Raw genomic sequence first — 23,849 nt, 5'->3', positions numbered from 1 at the left:
GAATTCTACCTCCCTCAATTATTTCTCAACTGTAATCACAAGATCTGGACACATTCTTCCACATGATACACATGCAATACACTTTGACATATTTTCCTCCGTTACCGTAGCTGGATGATACCCTTTTAAATTTAATTTATTAGAGAATTCTATGATTTTTTTAGGACATGCATTTATACAATGTCCACAACCCTTGCATCTCTCTTCTCTAAAACTCACTCTTGCCATTCCTATACCTCCTTGCGATTATATAGTTCACATTAATGATCTGTTAAACTAAATATCTTAATTTTTTCCCATAATAATTTAATAATATATAAAATGAAATTACCCACTAAATTTATTAAAACTCATCTTTTCTCCAAGGCGGAAGCATGTATATGTGTATAGGTAATAATTCTCCTTCAACCTTTTTTTCAACTTCACTAACCATATCTTCTGAACATACAGTGTATGCATGAGGAATATTAAGTTCCTCAGCTATTTTAGCCGTTTCCCTATCACCATTAATAATATGATCTTTAGTTGTTTCATAGGACAGATTAGTATTTGATATAAGATGAGTAATTTTTAACCTAGATGAATTTTGTATCTCTCTCATATAATCTTTTACATCCAAATCATTAGATGTAAAAGGTCTATTTTGATTTATCACAAAATACATATCATAAGACTCCTGAACAAAGAACCTATTATACTGACCTAAAGCTACAGCTCCTGCACCGTCACCACCTACATCAAAAACCACATCATAGCTCTTATCATTAAATACAGCAATTACCTCTGGTGGAACCACCATAAGCTCAGCATTAACAAATTCTGGATTAGAAGATATAACACGAATATTGTATTTCTCTAATAAATCTTTGAGATCCCTAATACAGAAATAGGGATTTACTATGTCCAAATCCACAAGTGCTACTTTTTTTCCCTGTTTTGCCAAGTTTATAGCATAATTTATTGCTATTTCCGTCTTTCCACTACCAAAATGACCTGTAAATACCCTAATTCTACTCATATAATCACCCTTTAAATATACTCTTTTGCAATTTCTTGCTTTCTTAATACTCTTAGTGCACCTTCTGCTAGAGCCAATAATTCATCTTCTCCTGGATATACTACTACTTCTGATATAAATTCTACTCTTTCTTTTATATAGTTAACTATATATTTAGAATAAGCAATTCCACCTGTTAAGATTATTGCATCTACTTTTCCTTGTAAAACTGCTGCACATTTTCCTATTTCTTTAGCTATTTGGTATCCCATTGCATCAAGTATTAATTTAGCATTTTCATCTCCAGCTATTGCTCTATCTCCAACCTCTTTTGTATTATTAGTTTGAAGATATCCTACAATTCCACCTTTTCCATTTATTTTTTTCTTTATATCTTCTATAGTATATTTCCCACTAAAGCAGAGTTTAACTAAATCTCCTACAGGAAGTCCCCCGCTTCTTTCTGGAGAAAATGGTCCTTCTCCATCTAGTGCATTATTTACATCTACTACTTTTCCCTTTTTATGAGCACCTACAGATATACCTCCACCCATATGTGTTACTATTAAATTTAAATCCTCATAAGATATTTTCTTTTCTACAGCATATCTTTTTGCTACAGCCTTTTGATTTAATGCATGAAATATGCTTTTTCTTTCAATCTCAGGCATTCCTGATATTCTAGCTACATCCGTCATCTCATCTACCACTACTGGATCTACTATGAAAGCTGGAACCTTAAGGCTATTCGCTATTTCATTAGCTATTATTCCTCCTAGATTTGAAGCATGCTGTCCTTGAATACCTACTTTTAAATCCTTCAACATAGTTTTATTTACTTCATAAGTACCACCTTCAATAGATTTTAAAAGACCACCTCTTCCAACTACTGCATCTAATGTGTTGATATCGAAATCTTTTTTCTTTAGAATATCTAGTATTACGTCCTTTCTAAAATCTAACTGTTCATATATTTCTCTATATTCTGAAATTTTTTCAGATGAATGTCTTAATGTTTCAACTAAAATTGGATTCTCATCCTCATATATTCCTATCTTAGTGGATGTTGACCCTGGATTTATAATTAATAACTTAAAAGCCATTTTGAAATCCCCCTATGTTATTTTTTGCTAGCTACTAATGAAGCTAGTGCTATTGAATTCATTTTTGTCTCTGGTGAATCTGCTCTTGATGTTACTATAACAGGAGCTGCTGCACCTACAAGTAATCCACCATTTTTAGATTCGGTAGTATAAGTTAAACATTTATATACAGCATTTCCTGCTTCAATATTAGCCATAAGTAATATATCTGCTTTTCCAGCTACTGGTCCTGATATCTTTTTATGCGCTGCTGCTTCTTCTGAAAGAGCATTGTCAAGAGCTAATGGACCATCTATAATACATCCCTTTATCTGACCTCTCTCACTCATCTTTGACAAGTTAGCTGCATCTAGTGTGGCAGGCATACTTGGATTAACTACCTCTACTGCACAAATAGGTGCTACCTTAGGAATTTCAATATCAAGTGCATGAGCTACTTGTACTGCATTTTTAATTATATCTATTTTTTCATTTAACTGTGGATACATATTGAACGCCGCATCCGTTACAAATAACAATCTATCATATCCTGGAACCTCAAATATTGCTATATGAGACATCTGCTTTCCAGTTCTTAACCCAACTTCTTTATTCAATACTGCCCTTAAAAAAGTTGCCGTGTCTATAAGTCCCTTCATCATCATATCAGCTTTACCTGATGATACAAGTTTAACAGTTTCTATTGCTGCCTTATTAACATCTTTTTCATCTACTATTTTATATTCATCTATGTTCATTTGAATTTTATTAGCTATCTTAATTATTTCTTCTTTGTCTCCAACTAGTATTGCATCCGCTATACCATTTTTCTTAGCATCTCTAATAGCCTCTAAAACTGGTTCATCCTGTGCTACTGCCACAGCCACCACTTTCATTGATTGAGATTTAACTTTGGTAATTACCTCTTCAAAGTTTTTAATCATTCTCTTCCCTCCATGAATATTCTTTATATTAAATTCAATTCATTTTCGTAAATCTTTGGAACTTCTTTTCCTTCTAATACTCTATTAACTCCTTGCGCCAATGCTAACATTTCATCTTCCCCAGGTACTAACTCAATAGGCGCTATAAATCCTACATCCTCACTTATCCAATCAGTTATTCTCTTGTTATAAGCAATTCCTCCAGTTAAAATTATAGCATCTACTTTCCCACATAAAACTGTAGCCATAGACCCTATTTCTTTGCTTATTTGATAAGCCATTGCCCTAAATATTAACTCGGCTTTCTTATCTCCAGCATCTATACGCTTATCAATTTCTCTACCATCGTTAGTTCCTAAGTATGCTAATAGTCCACCTTCTCCTGTTATCTTTTTCTTTAGCTCTGGAAGTGTATACTCCTTACTAAAGGCAAGTTTAACTATTTCTCCTACAGGAAGTGTTCCTGTTCTTTCTGGTGAAAAAGGACCTTCTTCATTAGCATTGTTACAATCTAGAAGTCTTCCTCCACTTACTGGTGATACTGTAATTCCACCACCAATATGAGCAACTACAAAATTAGCCTTTGTAAATTCTAATCCTTTCCTCTCACAAACTCTTCTAGTAACTGCTTTAATGTTTAAGGCATGTACAAGTGAACGTCTTTCTATGTCCTCCATTCCAGATATTCTAGCTACATTCTCAATCTCATCTACAGCTACTGGATCTACTATGTAAGATGGAATATTTAATTTTTCTGCTATTTCAAAAGCGATAACACCACCTAAATTTGAAGCATGTTGTCCTTGGAATCCAACAATTAAATCATCTAACATCTTAAGAGTTATCTTGTATGTTCCTCCTGGCATAGGTCTTAAAAGGCCACCTCTGCCGACTACTGCTCTCAATGTCTCTAGGGTTATTTCTTTTTCTTCTAGCCATTTTAGTATGACTTCTGATCTCATATCTTTTTGTTGACATATATGAGAATATTTTTTTATTTTTTCAATACTATGAGATAAGTTATCTGCTGCTACACATTCTTCCCCTGAATATATAGCAATCTTTGTAGATGTTGAACCCGGATTAACTACTAACACATACTTTTTTTCTCCCATTATTAATAACCCCCATAACATATAGATTAAATTTTCATTTAAAGGTTTTCATTTAAAGGTTTTCATTAAATATTTTATCAAAATAATGGTGTTTCTATCAAGTTAACCTGTTAAAGTATTTTAAGCAATATAGTGAGTTGTAATACCAACCTATACAGTTAGTATCACAATCTCTAGCTATACTTCACTAAAAGACGCTCTATTACATCTTTTAGTGAAGTGGTGCATATTCCTTCATTATAGCCTCTGCAACCTTCAATCCATCTACAGCTGCAGATATTATTCCTCCTGCATATCCAGCACCTTCTCCAGCTGGATATAATCCTTTAACATTTATGCTTTGTTGCATTTCATTTCTATCTATCCTTACTGGAGCTGAAGTTCTCGTTTCTAATCCTGTCAATATTGCATCCTCTCCTGCAAAACCTGGAATTTTTCTATTAAATACTGGTAGTGCTTCTTTTATAGCATTAGTTACAAAACTTGGACACCCATCCTTAAGCATAGCAAATCTAGTTTCTGGCAAATAACTAGGTTTTACCTTTCCAAATTTAGTGGATTTTTCATCTTTTATGAAGTCCTTTACCAGCTGTAATGGTGCGTTATAGTTTCCTCCTCCAAGCTTATATGCTAATCCCTCATAATGTCTTTGAAACTCTATTCCTGCTAGTGGTGTATCATTTGGAAAATCCTTAGGACCTACGGATACAACTATAGCTGAATTGGAATTCTTACCATCTCTTTTATAGTTACTCATTCCATTTACCACTACTGTATTCTCTTCAGAAGCTGCTGCTACTACCTGTCCTCCTGGACACATACAAAAGCTATAAACTGATCTATCTAAAGTTTCACTAGTATAAGTAAGTTTGTAATCTGCTGCTCTTAATTTAGGATGAGTAGCATATACCCCATATTGATTTTCATCTATTAAACTCTGAAGGTGTTCTATTCTAAAACCTATAGCAAAAGGTTTTGGAGACATAAATACTCTCCTTCTATACAGCATCTCATAGGTGTCTCTTGCACTATGCCCTATAGATAATATTAATTGTTCACAAGGTATCTTTTCTCCATTTACAATAATTTCTTTTAAAACTCCATCTCTAGTAACAATATCTTCAAGCTTGTTAGAAAATTTAACTTCTCCCCCTAAAGACTTTATAGTTTCTCTTATGTTTTTTACTACACCTTTTAATATATCTGTCCCTATATGTGGTTTTCCCATATACTTTATCTCTTCTGGGGCTCCTGCTTCAACCAACTCTTCCAGTACATAGTCACATCGCTTGTCTTTTATTCTCGTGGTGAGCTTCCCATCAGAGAAAGTACCAGCTCCACCTTCTCCAAATTGAACGTTGCTTTCGGTATTTAACTCTCTATTAATCCAAAATTTATCAATTGACTTAGCTCTATTATCTACATCTTCTCCTCTTTCGATTATTATTGGATTATATCCCTTCTGTGCCATGAGGAGACCTGCGAAAAGACCTGCTGGCCCCATTCCTACTATAACAGGTCTTGTATTTAGTTTTTCAGTTCCAAAATTAAATTCCGCATCATACTTAACTTCTTGGATTTTAACATCATTACTGCTAGCCTTTGCAATCACATTCTTTTCCTTGTCACATGTAATCTCGACTGCATAGTTTATCTTTATTGAATTCTTTTTCCTTGCATCAATAGATTCTTTTACTATTTTAAAGGATTTAAAATCAGCTTTATTAATCTTTAGTTTTTTAGCTACTTTGTCTTTTAATACTTCTACATCTTCATTTATTTCTAAAACTAAATTATTTATTTTAACTGCCATTATTATTTGTTTCCTCCGGAATGTTTTTAATTGTTATATTTACATTGTTTATACTTTGAGATTTTATGTTAATTCCATTAGGAATACCTGTTAATTTTAATTCAACTGAATGGTCTCCTTCTTTTAACCCCTGTAAATCTATATTTGCTACAATATTATCTAGTACCAAACTACCTAGCTGACTTTCCTGTCCAGTTAAAGTTAAGTTAACAGTTGGTTCTTTTACCTCAACAGTTAATTTTTCCCCTAGATTTATATACTTTATAGGTATAGACACAGTCTTCTCTTGAAGCTTATTAACAGTAATTTTCACCTTTACTTTATAATTATTATTTGTAACTTTAATTCCCGATGGAACTATTAAATTTGTGTCTATAGTGGTATCTTGATTTATAGAGTTTAAATCTATAGTCTCTGTACTTAGCGTTCGGACCTGATCAATAACTTCAGTGTCCCCAGAAACCTCAACTGCTTTAGGAATTGCCTCTATGGTCTCTATAGAAACTCCTGAACTAGGTGCTCCTTTTGTTTTTACTTGAACTTCTAGTACTCTCCCCTTACTCACTTGAACACTTACTTGAGCATAATCAGGATTTATCTTAACATCTGAAACCTCTTTTCCATTAGCATCGACAGCCTTTAATTTAACAATTTTATTAATATCTGCTTTAGCATCTTTAATATCTATATCCCCTGATACTGATTTAACACTTTTTAAAAGCTTTTCTGGCCCTGTGACCCTAACCGTATCAAGTGACATAGTTACATTATCATTATAAAATCCATCTGCTACTTTTCCAACTACATTAGTAGTTGTTGGCACATTAATTTCCACTAAATTATCCACTTCAATTTTAACTAGTAATCCGTCAGGATTTAGTATGCTAACTCCTGAGGGACTTTCTTTAACTGTTACAGGTATCTTAGTTTCTCCAGCCTTTAAAGCATAATCCTTAACATCTACTTGCAATTTAAAGTCTTTATTTTTATCAATATTTCTAGCTATGGAATCTGGTGCTTTAATATTTAAATTTACATAAAACTCCTGTCCTGGTACTGCCACTAAATCTTTGTCTTCTAATGTATCTAAATTAACTACATCAACTGGAACATATTTAATCAGTTGAGTACTTACTGGATTTTCAGTATTACGTATATATACCCATAGTGTAAGAGCAGCAATAACACAGCAGGCTTTAATTATTATATCTTGTCTTTTTTGCTTATCCATGACTTTGCCCTCTCCTTCAATGAAACTTTCTTGCCTTGTCTATTCTTCATGATATTTAACAGAACAGTTCTCAGTTTATCCTTATCATAACTTCTTAAAAGTTTTCCATTGATAGCTAGTGATATAACACCTGTTTCTTCTGAAACTATTATAGTTATGCAATCTGTTATTTCTGTAATCCCTATTCCCGCTCTATGCCTTGTACCAAGTTGCTTGCTTAATTTATCATCATTGGTCAACGGTAAAAAACATCCTGCTGCAATAATTTTATCATTTCTTATTATTGTAGCTCCATCATGTAACGGAGTATTAACTACAAATATATTCTGTAAAAGTGCTGATGAAACATCTGCATTAATTTTTGTACCAGTACTAATAACATCCCCTAATCCTGTTTTTTGCTCAATGATAAGAAGGGCACCAGTCCTTTCTTTAGCTAATGCTTCTATTGAATCTACTATTTCATCTATAACCTTAATCATTATTTCATCATCTTCATACATCATTTTGTCCATTATGGAGGTTCTTCCTATATGCTCCAAAGCTCTTCTTATCTCTGGTTGGAAAATTATAATTATAGAAATTACACTAATAGTAATTGTATTTTGTAATATCCAATTTAATGTTGTTAAATTCAAAATATCGCTAACAGGTATCAAAAGAAATATTAATAAAATTCCTTTTAATAACTGTTCTGCTCTGGTTTCTTTCATCAAGGTGTATCCTTTGTAAAATATGTAGGAAACTACTACTATATCAATTAAAGAAGTTGCCTTGAACCCTCTAAATATATTAATTATAAAATCTACTAAACTCAAATAAACCACCCCGCATTTCTACTAAATTAATTATACACTATTAAAAGCATTTATAATATACTAAGAAACACTTGTATATTAATAAAATATTATTAAAATTAATCTATTTATATGAATATTTTAGTATTTACCATAATATAAAGAAATATAATATTTTTTATGTAAATCTTATAACAAAGGGGGAACCTCTAAATGAAAAACTTAATATCAAAAAAAATTGATTCACTACCTAAATATATATTATATATAGTTATAGCCTTATTACTGCTTTTTTTAAGTTATAAAGTTTTTAATTATTTAACTATTTCTAAATCTGAGAAAAACATTTCTAACATCATTGAAAGAATAATCGATGTAAACAATGAAAGCAGTGAGTTTATAGGGATTAAGGATGTTGATGTAGAAAAAGCTCTAAAATCTATACCGAAAATGAAAGAGAATATGTATAAAATTATAGAAAGCATAGATTATAACAATAAAAATTTAAGTGCTAATGAAAAAAATGTTTATTCTCATATATATAAAGGCGCTCAACAAAATATACTCATATTTGATCAACTTATAGCAATTTTAAATAATCCTACTGGGAAAGATGTTCTCATAGCTTGCGATGACTTAAAATCTTATGAGAAAAATGCTAATGACCATTATGCTAACTTGATTGTGAAAAATAAACCTCTTTCTATTGGACAATCTTTATCTAAGTTTATCGACTCCTCTATAAATTATTGTATTAGTAAATCAAATTCAAAAAAGAGTGAAGAAATAAAGGAAAATCAACTTAGTAAATTTGGTGCGAAATTCAACGAATTATTTATATCTTTTCAAAACATTAAAATTAATTTTTATAGTAAAGTATTAGATTGTAGAGCTAATAAAATTAGTTATGAATTGGTTATAAAAGATATTAATGATACTATAACGAAAGTAGATACCATTAAAAAACTGTTGAAAGAAATGCCTATACCTAACAATGTTTTAGATATTTATGAAGGACTTCTAAAAACCGTAGATATGTATAGTGAATATCTTATTGATATTAAATATGCAATGGCAACAGAAAAAGTATTATCTGATAAAAAAAATAAAAGCGAAATTGATTTAGATTCTTTATATGATACTGCTAATAAAACCTATAATAATATGGATATACTATATGATAAATTTATGAAGGAATATGTATTAATTAAAGATAAATTACAATAAAATTTCTTTTTCATGCATTATAATTATTTTTATTGGAAGAATAATTATTGAAGAGGAGATGAGTTATATGAAAAAATTATTAATAATTTTTATAGTGTTTATCTTTATAACTGTTCCATCCCTTGATATAGATGCCCTAAATCGCTTAACCCTAAATAGACTTGAAGTATTTATAGTTAATCCAGTGGTGAAAAATATATGATATTCATTTGCTATACATTTAAACATAAAACAAACAGATGCTGTGGCATCTGTTTGTTTTATGTTAAATGTATTTATTTAATAATCTTCGTAATTCTTCTTTTTCTTTAAATCCAATTATAATATCTATTATTTTTCCATTCTCATAAATTATTATGGTTGGTATATTTGCTATATTATGTTGTCTTACCAAATTTAGATTCTCATCTACATTTACTTTCACAAAGACAAAACTTTCATTCATTTCTTTAGAAAGCTCATCATAAATTGGTTCCAACATCTTACAAGGTCCACACCATGCTGCTCCAAAATTTACTAATACTGGCTTAGTATTATTCTTAACTGCCTCATGAAAACTGTTGCCCTTTAACTCTAACATTTTTATACCTCCATATAAGACATGTAAAAATAACTAACTATATACTAGTTTATTTTTAATGTCTAAAATACTATTTATTTAATATCTCCTTTATCTTTGTATTATTAAATTCGGACTTTTCGAAATTTTCTTTAAGTATTTTAGAATATTTCTTAGATTTATCTATATCTATCTTCTCATTGTTAATGGACAAATTATATAGGCACTGTTCTATATATACCCCATCCTTTATATAAATTTTAGCATATTCCTCATAGTATTTATTACTATTCTCTATATCTCCTATTTTTTCACTAGAAAAACCTAACATGTATAAAATATGTTCTTTTAAATAACTTTTTTCACTATACTTATAAGCCTTTTTTAGAAAATTTAAAGATTTATCATAGTTATTTTCATGGATAAGCTTTGAAGCCTCCTCATAAAAATAATTTACGCCTTCCTCCATAATTATAACTTTAGCATCCTCTATAACTACTTTTTCATTAATACTTAACTCTTCAATATCCATAGTTTCTATATAGTCATATATTTCCTCGTATTTCTTATTTTTCAATAAATTAGTTGCAAATTCCTTATTAAACTCTACTTTTTTCTCATTACTATTATTATTTTCTTCATATTTTTCACTTTCATCTTTTGAATTTCCAATAATATTTCCTTGGAAATTAGAGTTATTTGTAGATTCCTTGTCCACTTTTTCTGTCTGGGACCTAGTACTAAAGATATTCCTTATATGACTCCGCTTAGAGTAAATAAACACACTTGTAGAAAATAATATTAAAGCTATAACTAAAACTATAGTAGTTATTTTAATGCTTTTCCAAGGTATCTGTTTTTTGATTATTTTTATATCTTGTAATTGTTTGTTTATCTCTAGGGCTATGCTATTATTCCTATCTACACTTAGAATCTGTTCCATGTATTTTATACAATTGTCATAGTCTCCAAGCTTCATATAAGATAAAGCCATATAACTCCACAAATTAATACTATTAAAATGAGAATTCTCACATTCTACGAAGCATTCTAATGCCTTTCTAACTTTTACTTCATTAAAAAATAATACTCCTTGACTATATAAATAGAGTTTATTCTTATCATTTTTACTATCTTCTAAATAGTTCTTTGATACTCCATCTCCATTTATTTTATAATTTATTTTCCAATTCATCTGAGCACTTTCCAAGTCACCTTTTATATAATATATTAATCCCTTAAGATTTAGGGCTGGAGAATGTTCTCTATTTACGGCTAATACTTTATCACAATACAACATGGCCTTATTTAAATTTCCATCACAGTAATAATTCATTGCTCTCTGATAATGTTTGTTTACTTTTTTCACCCTGTCACCACCTATATGACAATTTAATAAGTTTAATTATAACACAAAAAAAAACCTAAAATCCCTCTATTTTGTAAAAATAGAGGGATTTTAGAAATAATTAATAATTATTATTCTATTAATTTGCCTAACTTATAATCTGTTACTAATTTTTCTTTTTCTTCATACTCATTCATTATATCATCATATTCTACATAATTTATTTTCAAATCATTTTTAATTCTTTCAACGCTCTTAATTCTTTGTGTTCCAGATGTAGGTAAAGAATAAATCTTAGTCTGTTCTGAGGTTTCAGCATTAAGAGTAATTATATCCAATCCTCTTACCAATGTTCCATGTGCATTCCCTTGAACAATCATAAGATTCCTATCATCATACCAATTTATACTACATGGAGATTGTTGGTCATCAGTGCTTAACATTTTATATTCTATCATTTTACCGTCTACTTTATTTTTTATATATATTACTCCTTCGCCTTCTTCTCCCGCAGTCTCTCCTTTTCCCTCAATAGTAGCCTCATACTTTCCATCAGAAGTTGCTATAAATGGTGTATTAAATTTCATTTGTTTTTCTATAGAAACCTCGGTAGCCTGATATATTTCCATAGAATATCCTTGTGTCCCATCTAATCCATACATTGAGTCACCTAACTCTGTTTCTGGAATTTGAGCTGTTTCTGCATTATTATTGACTTGTGATCTTTTTTCAGAAACTTCTTTTTTTGCTCCATCCATAGCAAAATCTGATTTTTTATTATTTATCCTATCTATAACCATAGGAGTTATAATTAGACCTATCATAATGGCTGCTGCAATTGCAAAAACTTTTGGATATCTTCTATTCTTTTTATTATCTCTATATTTATTCTTATCAATAGAATTTATTATATTATCAACAGAACTATTAAATTCTACATTTTCATAAGAACATACTTCTTTAAAAGCCTCAGCTTCAATAAGCTCTCTTTTATATGCTTCCATACACTGTTCACATTCTTCGATATGTGCTTTCATTTCTTTATCTTGTTCTTCTGATAACATATTTTCAACATATTCAAACATTCTATCTTTACACTGTTCGCATCTCATCTAATCCACCTCCTTATTGATTATAAAAACTTTTAAAGCCATCTCTAATTTTATAATATTTTCTTTTAACCGTAGTTTCAGTTAAAGAAAGAATTTCTCCTATATCTTTAAAAGTTAAGTCCTTTGAATATCTCAAATTAAGAATCTGTGCATCTAGTTCATCTAATGTCTTTATATATTCATTAACCTTTCCTTTCACCTCTTGATATTCTGTAAATTCTTGTGGTCCCATATCTTTAGATGAAACATCATAGGCTATATCTATATCACTTTCTTGTACCTTATTATACTTTCTCATATAATCTATACATTTATTCCTGGTTATTTGTAAAATCCAATTAGAAAAACTGTAAGATTTGTTATACATTCCTAACTTATTATATATAGTTATAAAAACCTCTTGTGTGATATCTTCACTGGTTTCTTTATTTTTTACCATCCCATATGCAAACCTTATTATCATAAGTTCATATTTTTTTATAAGTATCTCAAAGCTTTCAATATCCCCCTGTAACACTTTTTCTACAAGTATTACATCCTCTATCACATTATTACTTTGTGAAATCATTATTTTCTCCTCTCTCTATATAATAATACGCTATTAAATTTTGAAAGTTTATCTTGCTATCTTAAATTTTAATTATTTTGTAATAAATTTTGAGGAAATTAAGAATATAATGTTAAGTTAGTACCTTTAATCTATTTCACATTATACATTTATTTCGTATCCTCAATGTAATTGTCAACTATATCTTCTATATATCTCTTTATATCCTCCATAGAGTGTTTCTTACTTCTAACACAGTTATGTGCATAATCCTTACATATATAACAGCTTCTTTTATTGAATCCTAGCTGTTCCCTATTTATAGTTTCAAGACCTTCGCCATATATATCTATATCTATTAATCTTCCCAGTGGATGGTTTTCCTCTATATTGATGCATTGTAATTTCACATTTTTTAAGCTATCTTTAATACTCATAAGCACTATGTTTCCTTCATATGTCTCTTGAGAAAGCTTATAACCTATATTCTTGTTAAATATCTTCTCACACTCATCTTTCATAGTTTCTACAATAGCTTTTGTGTATTTATTATTTTTATATAGCCCTGGATAATTAGCTCTTATGCATATTGCTGTGCCTTTGTGAATCCTTAGCATTTCCTCTATAGTAGCTACTCTCTGTTCTCTATCCTCTAATAGTTTATTGAAAATCATATTTTCTTCATTATTCATCATCTTATTAATGTGGAGAATTAGTTATTTTTATTTTTTCAACTATCTCCTTGCCTTTCTGCGTATTTAAAAAGTCATAGGTCACCTTAGGTACTAGCTTTAAAATTTTTTCTATACTATTTTCTCTAATATATTCTCTAACCCTAGATGCACTTATAGGAATACTATCCTGCTCTTTTCTTTTAATTTCAACTACTTCTACTCCATACTTTGGTAATATAGCTTTAAGGGAATTATTATATGCATTAGTTACTTCACAGTATGGCTCTTCACCTACATATCTGCTTTTAATATTTAATCCACTGACGAAGTACTCTCCAAATATAGTTACATCTAATGAAGTATATGCAGTCAACACATCACTCTTTTCTCTTAGGAAATATGATGGGAAGGTAGCTGAAGAAATAATATACTCCCCTCCTTTTATTACTTTTACATTAGTAATATGCTCTGTTCCTCTTTTAACTAAGTCATATCTATCCTCAAAAGGAAATAAGGACTTATTTTCTTCTACAATAAATATTAAGAGTTCCTCACATTGTTTTGCTGCTTCTTCTATGAGATAAAGATGTCCTAGTGTTAATGGATTACAATTCATTACAATAGATCCTCTTTTTTTATTTTCCATTAAACTATATTGCTTCTTTAGTTTATTTATGTATGAACTTATGTTATAAATTCCATTTTCTAAGAGAGCTACCTTGTAACTTTCAGATATAAGTGTATATCCAACACCTTTAAAGATATCTATATTCTGTGGTTTTGTAAAAATAAAGCTATGATATATTTCTTCCTCAAATAATCTATCATTTAAATAATTTATTAGTTTTGCTGTTACCCCTTCACCTCTTAGCTCTTCAGACACTGCAAAACATTTTAAAACATTCTTAGCCTTAGAGCAAGTCCCTTTTATCTCTTCACCCTCTCTTGCAACTAGAGTATAATCTACATCTTTATCTAATCCAAGTCCAGATTTCTCTAAAAAAGTTTTTACTTCTGATACCGCATCTTTATTATTCAAATTAACTCTTTCTATATTAAGGTTATACATTTTCATTAACCCTCCAATTCAATATACTTAACTAACATATTGTACTCTATATAATTATACAATTCTTTAAGAGTTTATTAAAGAATAATGAATTGAATATAAAAGACCACCTGCTTTATAAACAAGTGGCCTAATATGATGGGGTTCAAAATAGAACTAGATAGCTAATTAATTTCATGAAATTAAAAAATATTTAAATTTGTGTTTATTATACAATGAATTGTTTGTTATTTTTTGTTGTTTATTGAATTTCATTTCTATTTTTTTATCATGTTTTTTCTTCATATTAATTTAATAAAATTATATGAAAAAACTCCTTGAAACTCTCATTAATATTTTTATTTATTACGTATTATATAACTTTAAATATCTGATAAACATATCACTTTATGTAAATTGATAGTATTTTTATTACTTATTCACTATAATGTTGAAATATTATAAAATAATATTATAGTATTTTGTTGGAGGGTAGAGATATAATGGAAACTTTCGGAAGAGGTTGTTTGTACTGTATTCTTGGTGTAGTATTTCTAATTTTACTTGCATTTATAACCCAAAGCACGATTAACATTCCTTGGTTTATATTTATCCCTTTAGTTATATTGGCGTTCTGGATTGCTAGCAAAAAAAGCAAAAATAATAGTAATAACAATAATAACCATTAACTCAATTCTCTTATATAATTCAAAAAGGAATATACAAATAAAGAATTTGTATATTCCTATTCCTCAACAATATCTACATTGTTCTTCTAACAACATCAATTACTGTTCCATCTCTATATTCTACCACTGCTACTACTTCATCAGATAGTTCTATAGCTTTCGGGATTCCTGTCATTTTTTCAGCAATCTCTTTCAATTCTTCTATTGTTAAAACATTTAACTTTGCTGCTTTTAATACTTCTATTAAATCTTTTCTTCTTGGATTTACTGCTATACCTCGCTCTGTTACTATTACATCTATAGTTTCACCAGGTGTAGTTACTGTGGTTAACTTATCCTTTATAATTGGAAGTCTAGCCTTTGTAAGTTTAGTTACTATTATAGTAAGCTTAGCTCCTGCCGCTGTATCGCTATGTCCACCTGAGCCTCCCATTATAGTTCCATCTGAACCTGTAGTTACATTTACATTAAAATCAGTATCTATTTCTGTAGCTCCTAATATAACTATATCTAAGTTATTTACAACTGCACCCTTATTATGAGGATTTCCATACATAGATGCTGACATTCTCATGTGTTTATGAGTAGATGCATAAGACTCTACTGCTTTTAAATCAAAACATTGTACATCAAATAGATTTTGGAATAGCCCTTCTCTAAACATATCCACAATATATCCTGTTATTCCACCTGATGCAAAGCTTCCCTTTATATTTTGTTGCTTCATTAATTCTCTTAATTCAGCCGCTACAGCTAGAGATATTCCACCTGCACCTGTTTGGAAAGACATTTCTTCTTTAACAAGCCCTGAAGCTGTCATAACCTTTAATGCATCTTTTGCTATTTTGAGTCCTATTGGATCCTTAGTAATTTGTGTAGTTCCAGAAACTATTCCAGCTGGATCTCCTATGGAATCTACTTTAACTACATAATCTACATACACTTGGCTTATTTCTATAGGGCAGTTTGGATATGGTACTAAATTATCAGTAATAGCTACCACAGTATCTGCAAATTCTGCATCAGATACTGCATATCCTAGTGCACCGCAAGCTGATTTACCATAAAGTCCATTTACATTCCCATAACTATCACAACATGGAGCAGCAATAAAAGCCACATCTATATGCAAATCTCCACTTTCAATAGCTCTAGCTCTTCCTCCATGAGTATGCATTATAGCAGGATTTTTTAATTTTCCTTCAGAGATAGCCTTTGCTACTGGTCCTGATATATAGTTAGCATATAATCTTGTAATTGCTCCATTCTCTATATACTTAACTATTGGTGCATGCGTTGGGAAAATTGAGCTGGCCGCTATAGATAAATCTTTAATCCCTCTTTTGCAAATCTCCTCAACAACCATATTAAGTACATAATCACCATTCCTTAAATGATGATGAAAGGATATACACATACCATCTTTAAGTTTTATTCTATCTAATATCTCTGAAATAGAGTTCATAAGCTTTTTGTCCTGTGGAGAAACAGGTTTTAACCTAGCTTGAGCCTTTCTCTGTGGTTCCATATGTGCAAAAGCTCCTTCAAAGGGCTTTACCTCACCATATCCCTCTATATAATTTGGAAATTCTCTTCCTAATGTATTCTTCATCCTTATCACCTCAAAATCACCTTATTAAACAAGTCCTAATATTTTAGCAAGATCTACAGTAGTTCTAGCTCTATTAATAATAGGCGCATCTACCATCTTTCCATCAAGAGAGAATACTCCCTTACCTTCATTTTTAGCTTGCTCCATGGCATCTAAAACTCTCTGTGCATGAATTATTTCTTCTTTAGTTGGTGCATATACTGAGTGTATAGTGTCTATCTGTCTCGGATTGATTGATGCTTTACCTGTCATTCCAAGAGATTTAGCCTTTCTTGTATCTGCTTCTAATCCCTCAAAATCATTAGTATCTGTGAATGGAGTATCTATAGCATCCACCTTCATAGCTCTGCAAGCTACAGCCACCTTATTTCTTGCATAGAAGATTTCCTCTCCAACTTTAGTCCTTTTAATTCCCAAATCTGAGGTTAAATCTTCTCCACCTAATAAAATACCCACAATTCTCTTAGACGACTTTATTATGTTATACACATTTTCCACACCATAAGCACTTTCTACCAAGGGTATTAACTTTATACTATCTTTTTTAAAGCCTTCTTCAGCTTCTATTTTATCTAACATAGAGTGAATCTCTATAAGTTCTTCCTCTGTTGCTTTTGGAATCATTAATGTATCCGGTTTAACCCTAGCAATCACATCTATATCTTCACGTGCAAATTCGGTAGTAAGCGGATTAACTCTAACTACTACCTCTACATTACTATAATCTATATTTTTTATAGCTTCTCTTACTAATATCCTAGCGCTATCCTTTTCTGTAAGACTAACTGCATCTTCTAAATCTAGAATTATGGAATCTGCGCCCAAAATTCCTGCATTTTGAAGCATTCCAGGGTTATTACCTGGCATAAAAAGCATAGTTCTTCTCAATCTCATACTAACCCCTCCTAGTTTGCTCTCTTAACTGCTGTTTCTACTCTTGCTTTAATTGTATAATCAAGAGCTCCCTTATCTTGTGCTTTTACTATAGCATTCTTAACTCCAAGTTCTTCTAATGTTGTAATAATAACTCTTTCAATATCTTCTCCAAATTGTTTCATAACAATGCTCTCAAGCTCTAATTCTATGCCTCCTACTTCATTAGGCATAATTACTATATATATATCATTTGATTCCATAGTTCCAGCCTTTGAAATCTTATTTATTTCCATTTATATCACCTCTATACTTACTCTTCATTTAGGTGCATTTAAAAATACCTAGCCACATTGTCTAATGTATTTTATTTATTCTGTCCTAAATAAGCTTCTTTTCCTAGTTCATAAAGATTATTTCCTTCGCTATCAATAACTACAACTATTGGTAAATCTTCAACTTCTAGTTTTCTTATAGCCTCTGCTCCTAAATCTTCATATGTTACTATTTCAGCTTTCTTTACACATTTTCCTATCAGTGCAGCGGCTCCACCTATAGCTGCAAAATATACAGCAGTGTTTTTCTTCATAGATTCTACTACTTCACTACTTCTTAATCCTTTTCCTATCATACCCTTTAAACCTTTTTCTAAAAGCTGGGGAGTATAGGCATCCATTCTATAGCTAGTAGTTGGTCCTGCTGATCCTATTGCCATCCCTTCTTTTGCTGGTGTAGGTCCAACATAATATATAACACTATCCTTTACATCTATAGGAAGTTCTTCTCCCTTTTCTATCAGATCTACTAATCTCTTGTGTGCCGCATCTCTAGCTGTATATATAGTTCCAGTTAATAATACACTATCTCCAGCATTTAAGCTTTTTACTTTTTCCTCTGTAAGCGGTGTAGTTATTCTCTTTTCCATAACCTATTCCCCCTTAATTATAATTCTGCTTCAGCATGTCTTGTAGCATGACAGTTGATATTAACAGCTACAGGTAATCCTGCAATATGAGTTGGGTATGTTTCGATATTTACTGCAAGAGCTGTAGTTCTTCCACCGAAGCCTTGAGGCCCTATACCTAATTTATTTATTTCATCAAGCAATTCTTCCTCTAATTTCGCATAAAATTCATTAGAGTTCCTAATATCTATAGATCTAATTAATGATTTTTTTGCAATAGTCGCAGCCTTATCAAAGGTACCACCAATTCCTACTCCAACAATTATCGGTGGACATGGATTAGGCCCAGCTTCTTTAACAACCTTTAATACAAAGTCCTTTACCCCATTTATTCCATCAGAAGGCTTTAACATTTTTAATTGGCTCATGTTTTCCGATCCAAAGCCTTTAGGCGCTACTGTAATCTTTAATTTATCTCCTGGAACCATATCATAATATATCATAGCCGGTGTATTATCTTTTGTATTAACTCTATCTAGAGGGTCTTTAACCACTGATTTCCTTAAATAACCTTCTTCATAACCCCTTCTTACTCCTTCATTTATAGCCTCTTCTAAATTTCCACCAACTATGTGAACATCTTGACCTATTTCTAAAAATACACAGGCAACCCCTGTATCTTGACACATTGGCATATCTTCATTCTTAGCTATATCTGCATTAACTATAATTTTATCTAATATTCCTTGAGCTATGGTCCAATCCTCATTTTTCTTAGCATTAACTAATCTATTCTTAATATCGCTACCTAAATAGTAGTTAGCATCTATACATAGTTTCTTTATTGTATCTGTAATCTTTGACACTTGAATTTCTCTCATATTAACTATACCCCTTTCATATTTTAATTCTTAACTTTTCCTAATTTATTTTACTTAATAATATTATTACCCCATTTTACAGCAATGTAAATGTTAAAAATACTAATTCCATTTTTCATTTGATATGTTTAATCTTTTATTGCAAAGCGGTTTATTATTAAAGAAATATTAAATATAAAAAGGCAGTTTAATTAAACCGCCTTTTTAATATATTTAGTGTATTATTTATTTCTTCTATTTACTAAGGCAATTACCCTATTCATTTCATTATTTACTATCATGTAACCTTCATCAACACCCATTCCTGGTTTTGCTAAGCATTGATCAGCTCCACAAGCTATAGCTATATTTGTGCACACCTCTGCAGATCTGTTTGTTTCGTTACATGTTCCTCCGCAATAAGCACCTACACCTTTTCTCTTACAATATAATATAGCTTCAATTATATTGTTTACTCCTCCAAGGTCTGGAGTTTTTATTTGAAGCATATGACCTGATTTATTATCAGCAAAGAATGCAACATCATCATAAGTATTGCACCATTCGTCTGCAACTAATTCAACATTTATTCCTCTATTGTCAAGCTCAGCTGTTAAATCTCTTAATGCTTCCATTTGTTTTTCTCTATGCTCAACATCCATTGGTCCTTCAATTCTTAATTTGAATGGTTTAGCTGCTTCTTCTAAAGTTTTAATATAGTCTGCCATTGCCTTTGTATCATAATTAAATGCAATTCCTATAGTTCCATAAACATCTATGTGAAATATCGGGTTATAGTCTTCACTAGTTCTAAGTTGAAGTACTCTATCACTTAACCATTTAACATACTGTCTTAGTTTTTCGCCATTATTACCAAGTTTATCAGTAACATGATTTATTAGTGCGTGTGGCATTACATCAGCACCTTTGATTATCATTTTATCAGCATTATCATATCTGTCATCGCCTGATTGTGTAAATATAGGAATTCTTTTAATTTCTACTCCTGTATTATATTCTTCTTTAACAACTTCAGCCATAGTTACTTTTTTAGCTTTAGCAACTCCATCTAATATAGCTTGAGTTACTCCATATCTAATAGCTGTATGAAGTCTTTTTCCATTCACAGTCATCTTATCGAACTCTTCTGCTAAAGTTTTAAAATTGCTTAGTTCTCTTCCTATAAGCTTTGGAGCAATTTCATTTTCTATAACAGGTATAAAATCTTTTGCTAAGAATAATGGATCTCTTCCACCTGCTCCTGAATATTGAACTGCTGCACAATCTCCCACAGCTACTTGACCATCTTCAAGAATTAACATTACAGATATAGATTCTCCTGCTTGTCTTACAGCTGTAAATCCTTCTGTAACTGGTTCTCCTACATATGTAAAACCATCATGACCTGCGCCTTTTTTTATTGCTCTCTGATCATCAAAGTAAAAACCTGTTCTTCCTGCTGAACATACCACATCAATAATTTTCATTCTTAATACACCTTGCTTTCTCATTTTTTTCAAAAGTATCTTCTTACTCAGGTCTTCCTACTAGCTTTCCTTTACCAACTGCAAATATATCATCTACGGTCATTTGGAAGCTAACTTCACGACCTTCATACTTTCCTCTTTCTTCCATCTTCTTCATATTAAATGCTTTCAGCTCTGCATTAAATGGCAAGTTACCAAACTTCAAGTATCTTACTGCACCATTATTATCTCTTGCAGGCATCATTTTTCCAGCATTATATTTGCTTGGTGCAAACGGAACATCTATAAGTCCCATTTCGAAGCCCTTAACTGTTCCCACAGCTAAATCGCCTTTTCCTACTTCATATAATTTATCTATTATGCATCTTGTCTCTGCTTTAATTATTGTAATTTCAGTTCTTAGCTCATCTGACATATGCATCTTTTGTCCTCTTAGTAAATTTAGTGTCATTTTTGTAGCTTTTATACCTTGAGCATTTGCCTCTTTTGTTGGTATACCTATGGCCTCATGTGGAGTTTTAACTATAACCTTAGTAGCTCCTGCTAATGCTGCTGCTGCTGCTCCTGTTGATATAACTCCAAAAGCTTTAGCTTCATCAGCTGGGAACCCACCCATCCATTGATGGAATACTGTTGTTAAATAAACATCTGAATAACCATAAGCTCTTAAGTAATCACTACATTGCTCCTCTAAAGCTCTTATTGCAGCAACGTCTTGGACTAAATTACCACATTGTCCATATCCAACTGTTATATTCTTAACTCCTTGTTCAGCTGCAAGTAATGCTTCTATTATCGCTACTGAATTTGAGATACTTGGTGGAACTAAAGTACCTGTTAATGGTCCGAATGGTTCTCTATTGATTGATATTCCTTGTTCTTCATAGTAACCAACTAATCTATCACAATATTGCCAATCACGTATTGTTTTCTCTAAAGTAACATTTTTAGCGTATGGTATATTATATGAAATACCACCACCCTCATTTGAAGTCCATCCAGATGCATGAGTTATCTCTGCTAATAACCTTCCATCTGGAGTACCATGTCTTGACTCCAATGGTAAATTAACAGCTTCTAGTACTCTCTTACATCCCTTTACTCCGTGGTTAACTCCTGGGAATCCGTTAAGAAGTGATCTACCTGCACCTATGCTTTCCTTTATACCAATCTCACATTCTTCATATCTATTTTGTCTTGTATAACTATCTATTGTTGATGGTAATAAATCAGCTCCACCTTCTTTATCTAGAAAGTTTAGTAACTCAATATGCTTATCTATTAGTGCAACTCCTGCTCTTGGTTGTGCTAGTGTTATTCCAGCTTCCTTTGCTGCAACTAACTTTTTGGCAAAATTCTTATGATCTGGAATGTTTTTGTTGTAATCTATAGCCTCCTGTAAGTTTACCTCATTACCTGTAGGCCATTGTGCTAAAACCTCTTCTCTTACCTTAAAAAACTCTTCTTCAGTCCATTTCTTGTTTTTAAGTTCCACTCTATTTACCTCCTAGTGATTTACACTTCCACTAAATATTTTTTCATAATTCTTACAGCCTTATCTGGATAGTCATAAGCTAATAATCCCATGGCTGATAATATATAAGTTTTATCTAATAAATATTTCGGTTTTGTTGGTTTTAATGATACTGGATTTTCACTATTAAAGATCCCTGCCTCTAATATGCTTCCTGGATTATTACTATGCACTAACACTCCCCCAGTACCTATCATATATTTAACTTCCATTAAATCTTTGCCTAGTTGATTATAAACAACTCCCATAGGAGTATATACACTTTCTATAGTCCCACAGTGTCTTTCCATTGATAACTCCGTAGCAACCTTTGCCATGGCTTCATCAAATTCTATTTCTTCCTTGTCTGATGGAATTATCTTAATATTCTCATTTCTGTACTTGCATTTTTCCTCTATATTAACATTTCTTTCTTTATCATTTAGATAGTGTCTCATTTTTCTTGATCCTGCAGCCTCCCAAAGTGATACTGCCGAATATCTCATTCCAAGGTCACCCTCAACAGTTCTCTTTGCAAATGGTTCCTCCAACCCCTTCATATTAACTCCAGGTTTTGTTGGTTCTCCATATGCTATAGAATGTACGTCTGTTGTGGCTCCCCCTATATCTACTATTACTAAATCGCCTAATCCTTCTTCTTCATCACTACCTTCTCCTAGTACTCTTGCAGCTTTTAGAACTGCTGCTGGAGTTGGCATCAATATTCCATTTATGAAGTTTTCAGCATTTGAAAGACCTTTTGCATCCGTAATCTTCTCCATGAAAACCTTTCTTATTTCTTCTCTAGCAGGCTCAACGTTTAAAGTATTTAAGGCTGGCATAACATTTTCTGTTATACTAAAGTATAATCCTGCATCTGTGAAAAGTTTTCTTATCTCATCATTGGCACCTTTGTTACCAGCCACTACTATTGGAACTTTAATTTCGCCTTCAATAATCATATTAGCATTATGTAAAATACATTGTTTATTTCCGCCGTTAGTTCCACCTGCTAGTAATATAATATCTAAGTTTGAATTTTTAATCTCTTCTATCTCATCTTTAGTTAGCTCGTAGCTATAAACCTTTAATACTCTAGCACCTGCACCTAATGCTGCTCTTTTTGCTGCTTCTGCAGTAAGTTCAGGTACAAGTCCTATAGCAATCATTTTTAAGCCACCAGCCGCTGATGAACAAGCCAATTTCTTTGTAAAATTAACATCTTTATCTTTTAACTGACTCATGAGATTTTCATAGGCCCTATTAAAACCTGTCATAATGTCATCTTCTATAGTAGTTATATCCTTAGCTGTAGCTAATATCTCTTCATTTTCTATATCTATAGCTGTCAATTTTGTATAAGTACTACCAAAATCTAAAAGTAAATAAGCATCCACCTCTATCACTCCACTTGTCT

At 31.3% G+C, this 23,849-nt stretch carries 24 protein-coding genes; 2 read left to right on the top strand and 22 right to left on the bottom strand.

Going from position 1 to position 23,849, the window contains the following annotated elements; all coding sequences use genetic code 11:
- Positions 1 to 18 precede the first annotated feature (18 nt).
- The 8 genes from ACI48Q_RS00545 to cdaA form a co-directional block, all read right to left on the bottom strand.
- Positions 19 to 228 (bottom strand): 4Fe-4S dicluster domain-containing protein, encoded by a 210-nt coding sequence (locus tag ACI48Q_RS00545; protein WP_474917092.1) that lies wholly within the window; start codon positions 226 to 228, stop codon positions 19 to 21.
- Between the two features lie 115 nt (positions 229 to 343).
- On the bottom strand, positions 344 to 1,018 hold the full coding sequence (locus ACI48Q_RS00540; RefSeq protein ID WP_474917091.1) for a nucleotide-binding protein: 675 nt from the start codon (positions 1,016 to 1,018) through the stop codon (positions 344 to 346).
- 11 nt (positions 1,019 to 1,029) lie between these two features.
- Positions 1,030 to 2,100 carry a butyrate kinase gene (buk, locus tag ACI48Q_RS00535; RefSeq protein ID WP_474917090.1) on the bottom strand — a complete coding sequence of 357 codons (1,071 nt, stop codon included), beginning with the start codon at positions 2,098 to 2,100 and terminating at the stop codon, positions 1,030 to 1,032.
- A gap of 17 nt (positions 2,101 to 2,117) precedes the next feature.
- Positions 2,118 to 3,023, bottom strand: coding sequence for a phosphate butyryltransferase (ptb, locus tag ACI48Q_RS00530; RefSeq protein ID WP_474917089.1), 906 nt, complete (start codon positions 3,021 to 3,023; stop codon positions 2,118 to 2,120).
- 23 nt (positions 3,024 to 3,046) lie between these two features.
- The gene (gene buk, locus ACI48Q_RS00525; RefSeq protein ID WP_474917088.1) at positions 3,047 to 4,138 is read right to left on the bottom strand and encodes a butyrate kinase; all 1,092 of its coding nucleotides are present in this window, start codon (positions 4,136 to 4,138) and stop codon (positions 3,047 to 3,049) included.
- Positions 4,139 to 4,349: 211 nt separating this feature from the next.
- Positions 4,350 to 5,951, bottom strand: a complete 1,602-nt coding sequence (locus ACI48Q_RS00520) for an NAD(P)/FAD-dependent oxidoreductase (protein ID WP_474917087.1) — start codon at positions 5,949 to 5,951, stop codon at positions 4,350 to 4,352.
- Positions 5,941 to 7,182 (bottom strand): CdaR family protein, encoded by a 1,242-nt coding sequence (locus ACI48Q_RS00515; RefSeq protein ID WP_474917086.1) that lies wholly within the window; start codon positions 7,180 to 7,182, stop codon positions 5,941 to 5,943. The genes ACI48Q_RS00520 and ACI48Q_RS00515 overlap by 11 nt, the downstream gene beginning before the upstream one ends.
- Complete coding sequence (gene cdaA, locus ACI48Q_RS00510) at positions 7,155 to 8,000, bottom strand: diadenylate cyclase CdaA (protein ID WP_474917085.1); 846 nt, start codon at positions 7,998 to 8,000, stop codon at positions 7,155 to 7,157. The genes ACI48Q_RS00515 and cdaA overlap by 28 nt, the downstream gene beginning before the upstream one ends.
- Before the next feature lie 192 nt (positions 8,001 to 8,192).
- Between cdaA and ACI48Q_RS00505 the strand changes: the two genes are divergently transcribed.
- The gene (locus tag ACI48Q_RS00505; RefSeq protein WP_474917084.1) at positions 8,193 to 9,206 is read left to right on the top strand and encodes a hypothetical protein; all 1,014 of its coding nucleotides are present in this window, start codon (positions 8,193 to 8,195) and stop codon (positions 9,204 to 9,206) included.
- Between the two features lie 67 nt (positions 9,207 to 9,273).
- A complete protein-coding gene (locus ACI48Q_RS00500; RefSeq protein WP_474917083.1) occupies positions 9,274 to 9,408 on the top strand; it encodes a hypothetical protein in 135 nt (44 codons plus the stop codon).
- 63 nt (positions 9,409 to 9,471) lie between these two features.
- On the opposite strand, the gene trxA is transcribed toward ACI48Q_RS00500, so the two are convergent.
- From trxA to glmL, 14 genes are all read right to left on the bottom strand, one after another.
- Positions 9,472 to 9,786 (bottom strand): thioredoxin, encoded by a 315-nt coding sequence (trxA, locus tag ACI48Q_RS00495; RefSeq protein ID WP_474917082.1) that lies wholly within the window; start codon positions 9,784 to 9,786, stop codon positions 9,472 to 9,474.
- A gap of 70 nt (positions 9,787 to 9,856) precedes the next feature.
- Entirely contained in the window at positions 9,857 to 11,134 is a 1,278-nt protein-coding gene (locus ACI48Q_RS00490; protein ID WP_474917081.1) for a tetratricopeptide repeat protein, read from the bottom strand.
- A 110-nt stretch (positions 11,135 to 11,244) separates the two neighbouring features.
- Positions 11,245 to 12,225 (bottom strand): DUF4652 domain-containing protein, encoded by a 981-nt coding sequence (locus tag ACI48Q_RS00485; RefSeq protein ID WP_474917080.1) that lies wholly within the window; start codon positions 12,223 to 12,225, stop codon positions 11,245 to 11,247.
- Between the two features lie 13 nt (positions 12,226 to 12,238).
- Positions 12,239 to 12,793: an RNA polymerase sigma factor gene (locus tag ACI48Q_RS00480; protein WP_474917079.1), complete on the bottom strand. Its 555-nt coding sequence runs from the start codon at positions 12,791 to 12,793 to the stop codon at positions 12,239 to 12,241.
- A 149-nt stretch (positions 12,794 to 12,942) separates the two neighbouring features.
- Positions 12,943 to 13,446: a citrate lyase holo-[acyl-carrier protein] synthase gene (gene citX / locus ACI48Q_RS00475; protein ID WP_474917078.1), complete on the bottom strand. Its 504-nt coding sequence runs from the start codon at positions 13,444 to 13,446 to the stop codon at positions 12,943 to 12,945.
- A 25-nt stretch (positions 13,447 to 13,471) separates the two neighbouring features.
- Positions 13,472 to 14,521, bottom strand: a complete 1,050-nt coding sequence (gene citC, locus ACI48Q_RS00470; protein WP_474917077.1) for a [citrate (pro-3S)-lyase] ligase — start codon at positions 14,519 to 14,521, stop codon at positions 13,472 to 13,474.
- A gap of 735 nt (positions 14,522 to 15,256) precedes the next feature.
- Entirely contained in the window at positions 15,257 to 16,795 is a 1,539-nt protein-coding gene (citF, locus tag ACI48Q_RS00465; RefSeq protein WP_474917076.1) for a citrate lyase subunit alpha, read from the bottom strand.
- A 24-nt stretch (positions 16,796 to 16,819) separates the two neighbouring features.
- The gene (locus tag ACI48Q_RS00460) at positions 16,820 to 17,689 is read right to left on the bottom strand and encodes an HpcH/HpaI aldolase/citrate lyase family protein (protein ID WP_474917075.1); all 870 of its coding nucleotides are present in this window, start codon (positions 17,687 to 17,689) and stop codon (positions 16,820 to 16,822) included.
- Positions 17,690 to 17,700: 11 nt separating this feature from the next.
- Complete coding sequence (gene citD, locus ACI48Q_RS00455) at positions 17,701 to 17,964, bottom strand: citrate lyase acyl carrier protein (RefSeq protein WP_474917074.1); 264 nt, start codon at positions 17,962 to 17,964, stop codon at positions 17,701 to 17,703.
- A 71-nt stretch (positions 17,965 to 18,035) separates the two neighbouring features.
- Positions 18,036 to 18,593 carry a Fe-S-containing hydro-lyase gene (locus ACI48Q_RS00450; RefSeq protein WP_474917073.1) on the bottom strand — a complete coding sequence of 186 codons (558 nt, stop codon included), beginning with the start codon at positions 18,591 to 18,593 and terminating at the stop codon, positions 18,036 to 18,038.
- Positions 18,594 to 18,610: 17 nt separating this feature from the next.
- Entirely contained in the window at positions 18,611 to 19,453 is an 843-nt protein-coding gene (locus tag ACI48Q_RS00445) for a fumarate hydratase (protein ID WP_474917072.1), read from the bottom strand.
- Between the two features lie 221 nt (positions 19,454 to 19,674).
- Complete coding sequence (locus tag ACI48Q_RS00440; protein ID WP_474917071.1) at positions 19,675 to 20,919, bottom strand: methylaspartate ammonia-lyase; 1,245 nt, start codon at positions 20,917 to 20,919, stop codon at positions 19,675 to 19,677.
- A 43-nt stretch (positions 20,920 to 20,962) separates the two neighbouring features.
- Positions 20,963 to 22,414: a methylaspartate mutase subunit E gene (locus ACI48Q_RS00435; protein ID WP_474917070.1), complete on the bottom strand. Its 1,452-nt coding sequence runs from the start codon at positions 22,412 to 22,414 to the stop codon at positions 20,963 to 20,965.
- A 20-nt stretch (positions 22,415 to 22,434) separates the two neighbouring features.
- On the bottom strand, positions 22,435 to 23,829 hold the full coding sequence (gene glmL / locus ACI48Q_RS00430) for a methylaspartate mutase accessory protein GlmL (protein ID WP_474917069.1): 1,395 nt from the start codon (positions 23,827 to 23,829) through the stop codon (positions 22,435 to 22,437).
- Positions 23,830 to 23,849 lie beyond the last annotated feature (20 nt).

This window comes from Clostridium sp. LXY-7 (assembly GCF_056172015.1).
This window is presented reverse-complemented; position numbering and strand designations above follow the sequence as displayed.

Bases quoted from the DNA above. Each gene is read 5' to 3' on its own strand.
- ACI48Q_RS00545 (WP_474917092.1), bottom strand. From the start codon at position 228: ATGGCAAGAGTGAGTTTTAGAGAAGAGAGATGCAAGGGTTGTGGACAT.
- ACI48Q_RS00540 (WP_474917091.1), bottom strand. From the start codon at position 1,018: ATGAGTAGAATTAGGGTATTTACAGGTCATTTTGGTAGTGGAAAGACG.
- buk (WP_474917090.1), bottom strand. From the start codon at position 2,100: ATGGCTTTTAAGTTATTAATTATAAATCCAGGGTCAACATCCACTAAG.
- ptb (WP_474917089.1), bottom strand. From the start codon at position 3,023: ATGATTAAAAACTTTGAAGAGGTAATTACCAAAGTTAAATCTCAATCA.
- buk (WP_474917088.1), bottom strand. From the start codon at position 4,138: ATGGGAGAAAAAAAGTATGTGTTAGTAGTTAATCCGGGTTCAACATCT.
- ACI48Q_RS00520 (WP_474917087.1), bottom strand. From the start codon at position 5,951: ATGGCAGTTAAAATAAATAATTTAGTTTTAGAAATAAATGAAGATGTA.
- ACI48Q_RS00515 (WP_474917086.1), bottom strand. From the start codon at position 7,182: ATGGATAAGCAAAAAAGACAAGATATAATAATTAAAGCCTGCTGTGTT.
- ACI48Q_RS00505 (WP_474917084.1), top strand. From the start codon at position 8,193: ATGAAAAACTTAATATCAAAAAAAATTGATTCACTACCTAAATATATA.
- ACI48Q_RS00500 (WP_474917083.1), top strand. From the start codon at position 9,274: ATGAAAAAATTATTAATAATTTTTATAGTGTTTATCTTTATAACTGTT.
- trxA (WP_474917082.1), bottom strand. From the start codon at position 9,786: ATGTTAGAGTTAAAGGGCAACAGTTTTCATGAGGCAGTTAAGAATAAT.
- ACI48Q_RS00485 (WP_474917080.1), bottom strand. From the start codon at position 12,225: ATGAGATGCGAACAGTGTAAAGATAGAATGTTTGAATATGTTGAAAAT.
- ACI48Q_RS00480 (WP_474917079.1), bottom strand. From the start codon at position 12,793: ATGATTTCACAAAGTAATAATGTGATAGAGGATGTAATACTTGTAGAA.
- citX (WP_474917078.1), bottom strand. From the start codon at position 13,446: ATGATTTTCAATAAACTATTAGAGGATAGAGAACAGAGAGTAGCTACT.
- citC (WP_474917077.1), bottom strand. From the start codon at position 14,521: ATGAAAATGTATAACCTTAATATAGAAAGAGTTAATTTGAATAATAAA.
- citF (WP_474917076.1), bottom strand. From the start codon at position 16,795: ATGAAGAATACATTAGGAAGAGAATTTCCAAATTATATAGAGGGATAT.
- ACI48Q_RS00460 (WP_474917075.1), bottom strand. From the start codon at position 17,689: ATGAGATTGAGAAGAACTATGCTTTTTATGCCAGGTAATAACCCTGGA.
- citD (WP_474917074.1), bottom strand. From the start codon at position 17,964: ATGGAAATAAATAAGATTTCAAAGGCTGGAACTATGGAATCAAATGAT.
- ACI48Q_RS00450 (WP_474917073.1), bottom strand. From the start codon at position 18,593: ATGGAAAAGAGAATAACTACACCGCTTACAGAGGAAAAAGTAAAAAGC.
- ACI48Q_RS00445 (WP_474917072.1), bottom strand. From the start codon at position 19,453: ATGAGAGAAATTCAAGTGTCAAAGATTACAGATACAATAAAGAAACTA.
- ACI48Q_RS00440 (WP_474917071.1), bottom strand. From the start codon at position 20,919: ATGAAAATTATTGATGTGGTATGTTCAGCAGGAAGAACAGGTTTTTAC.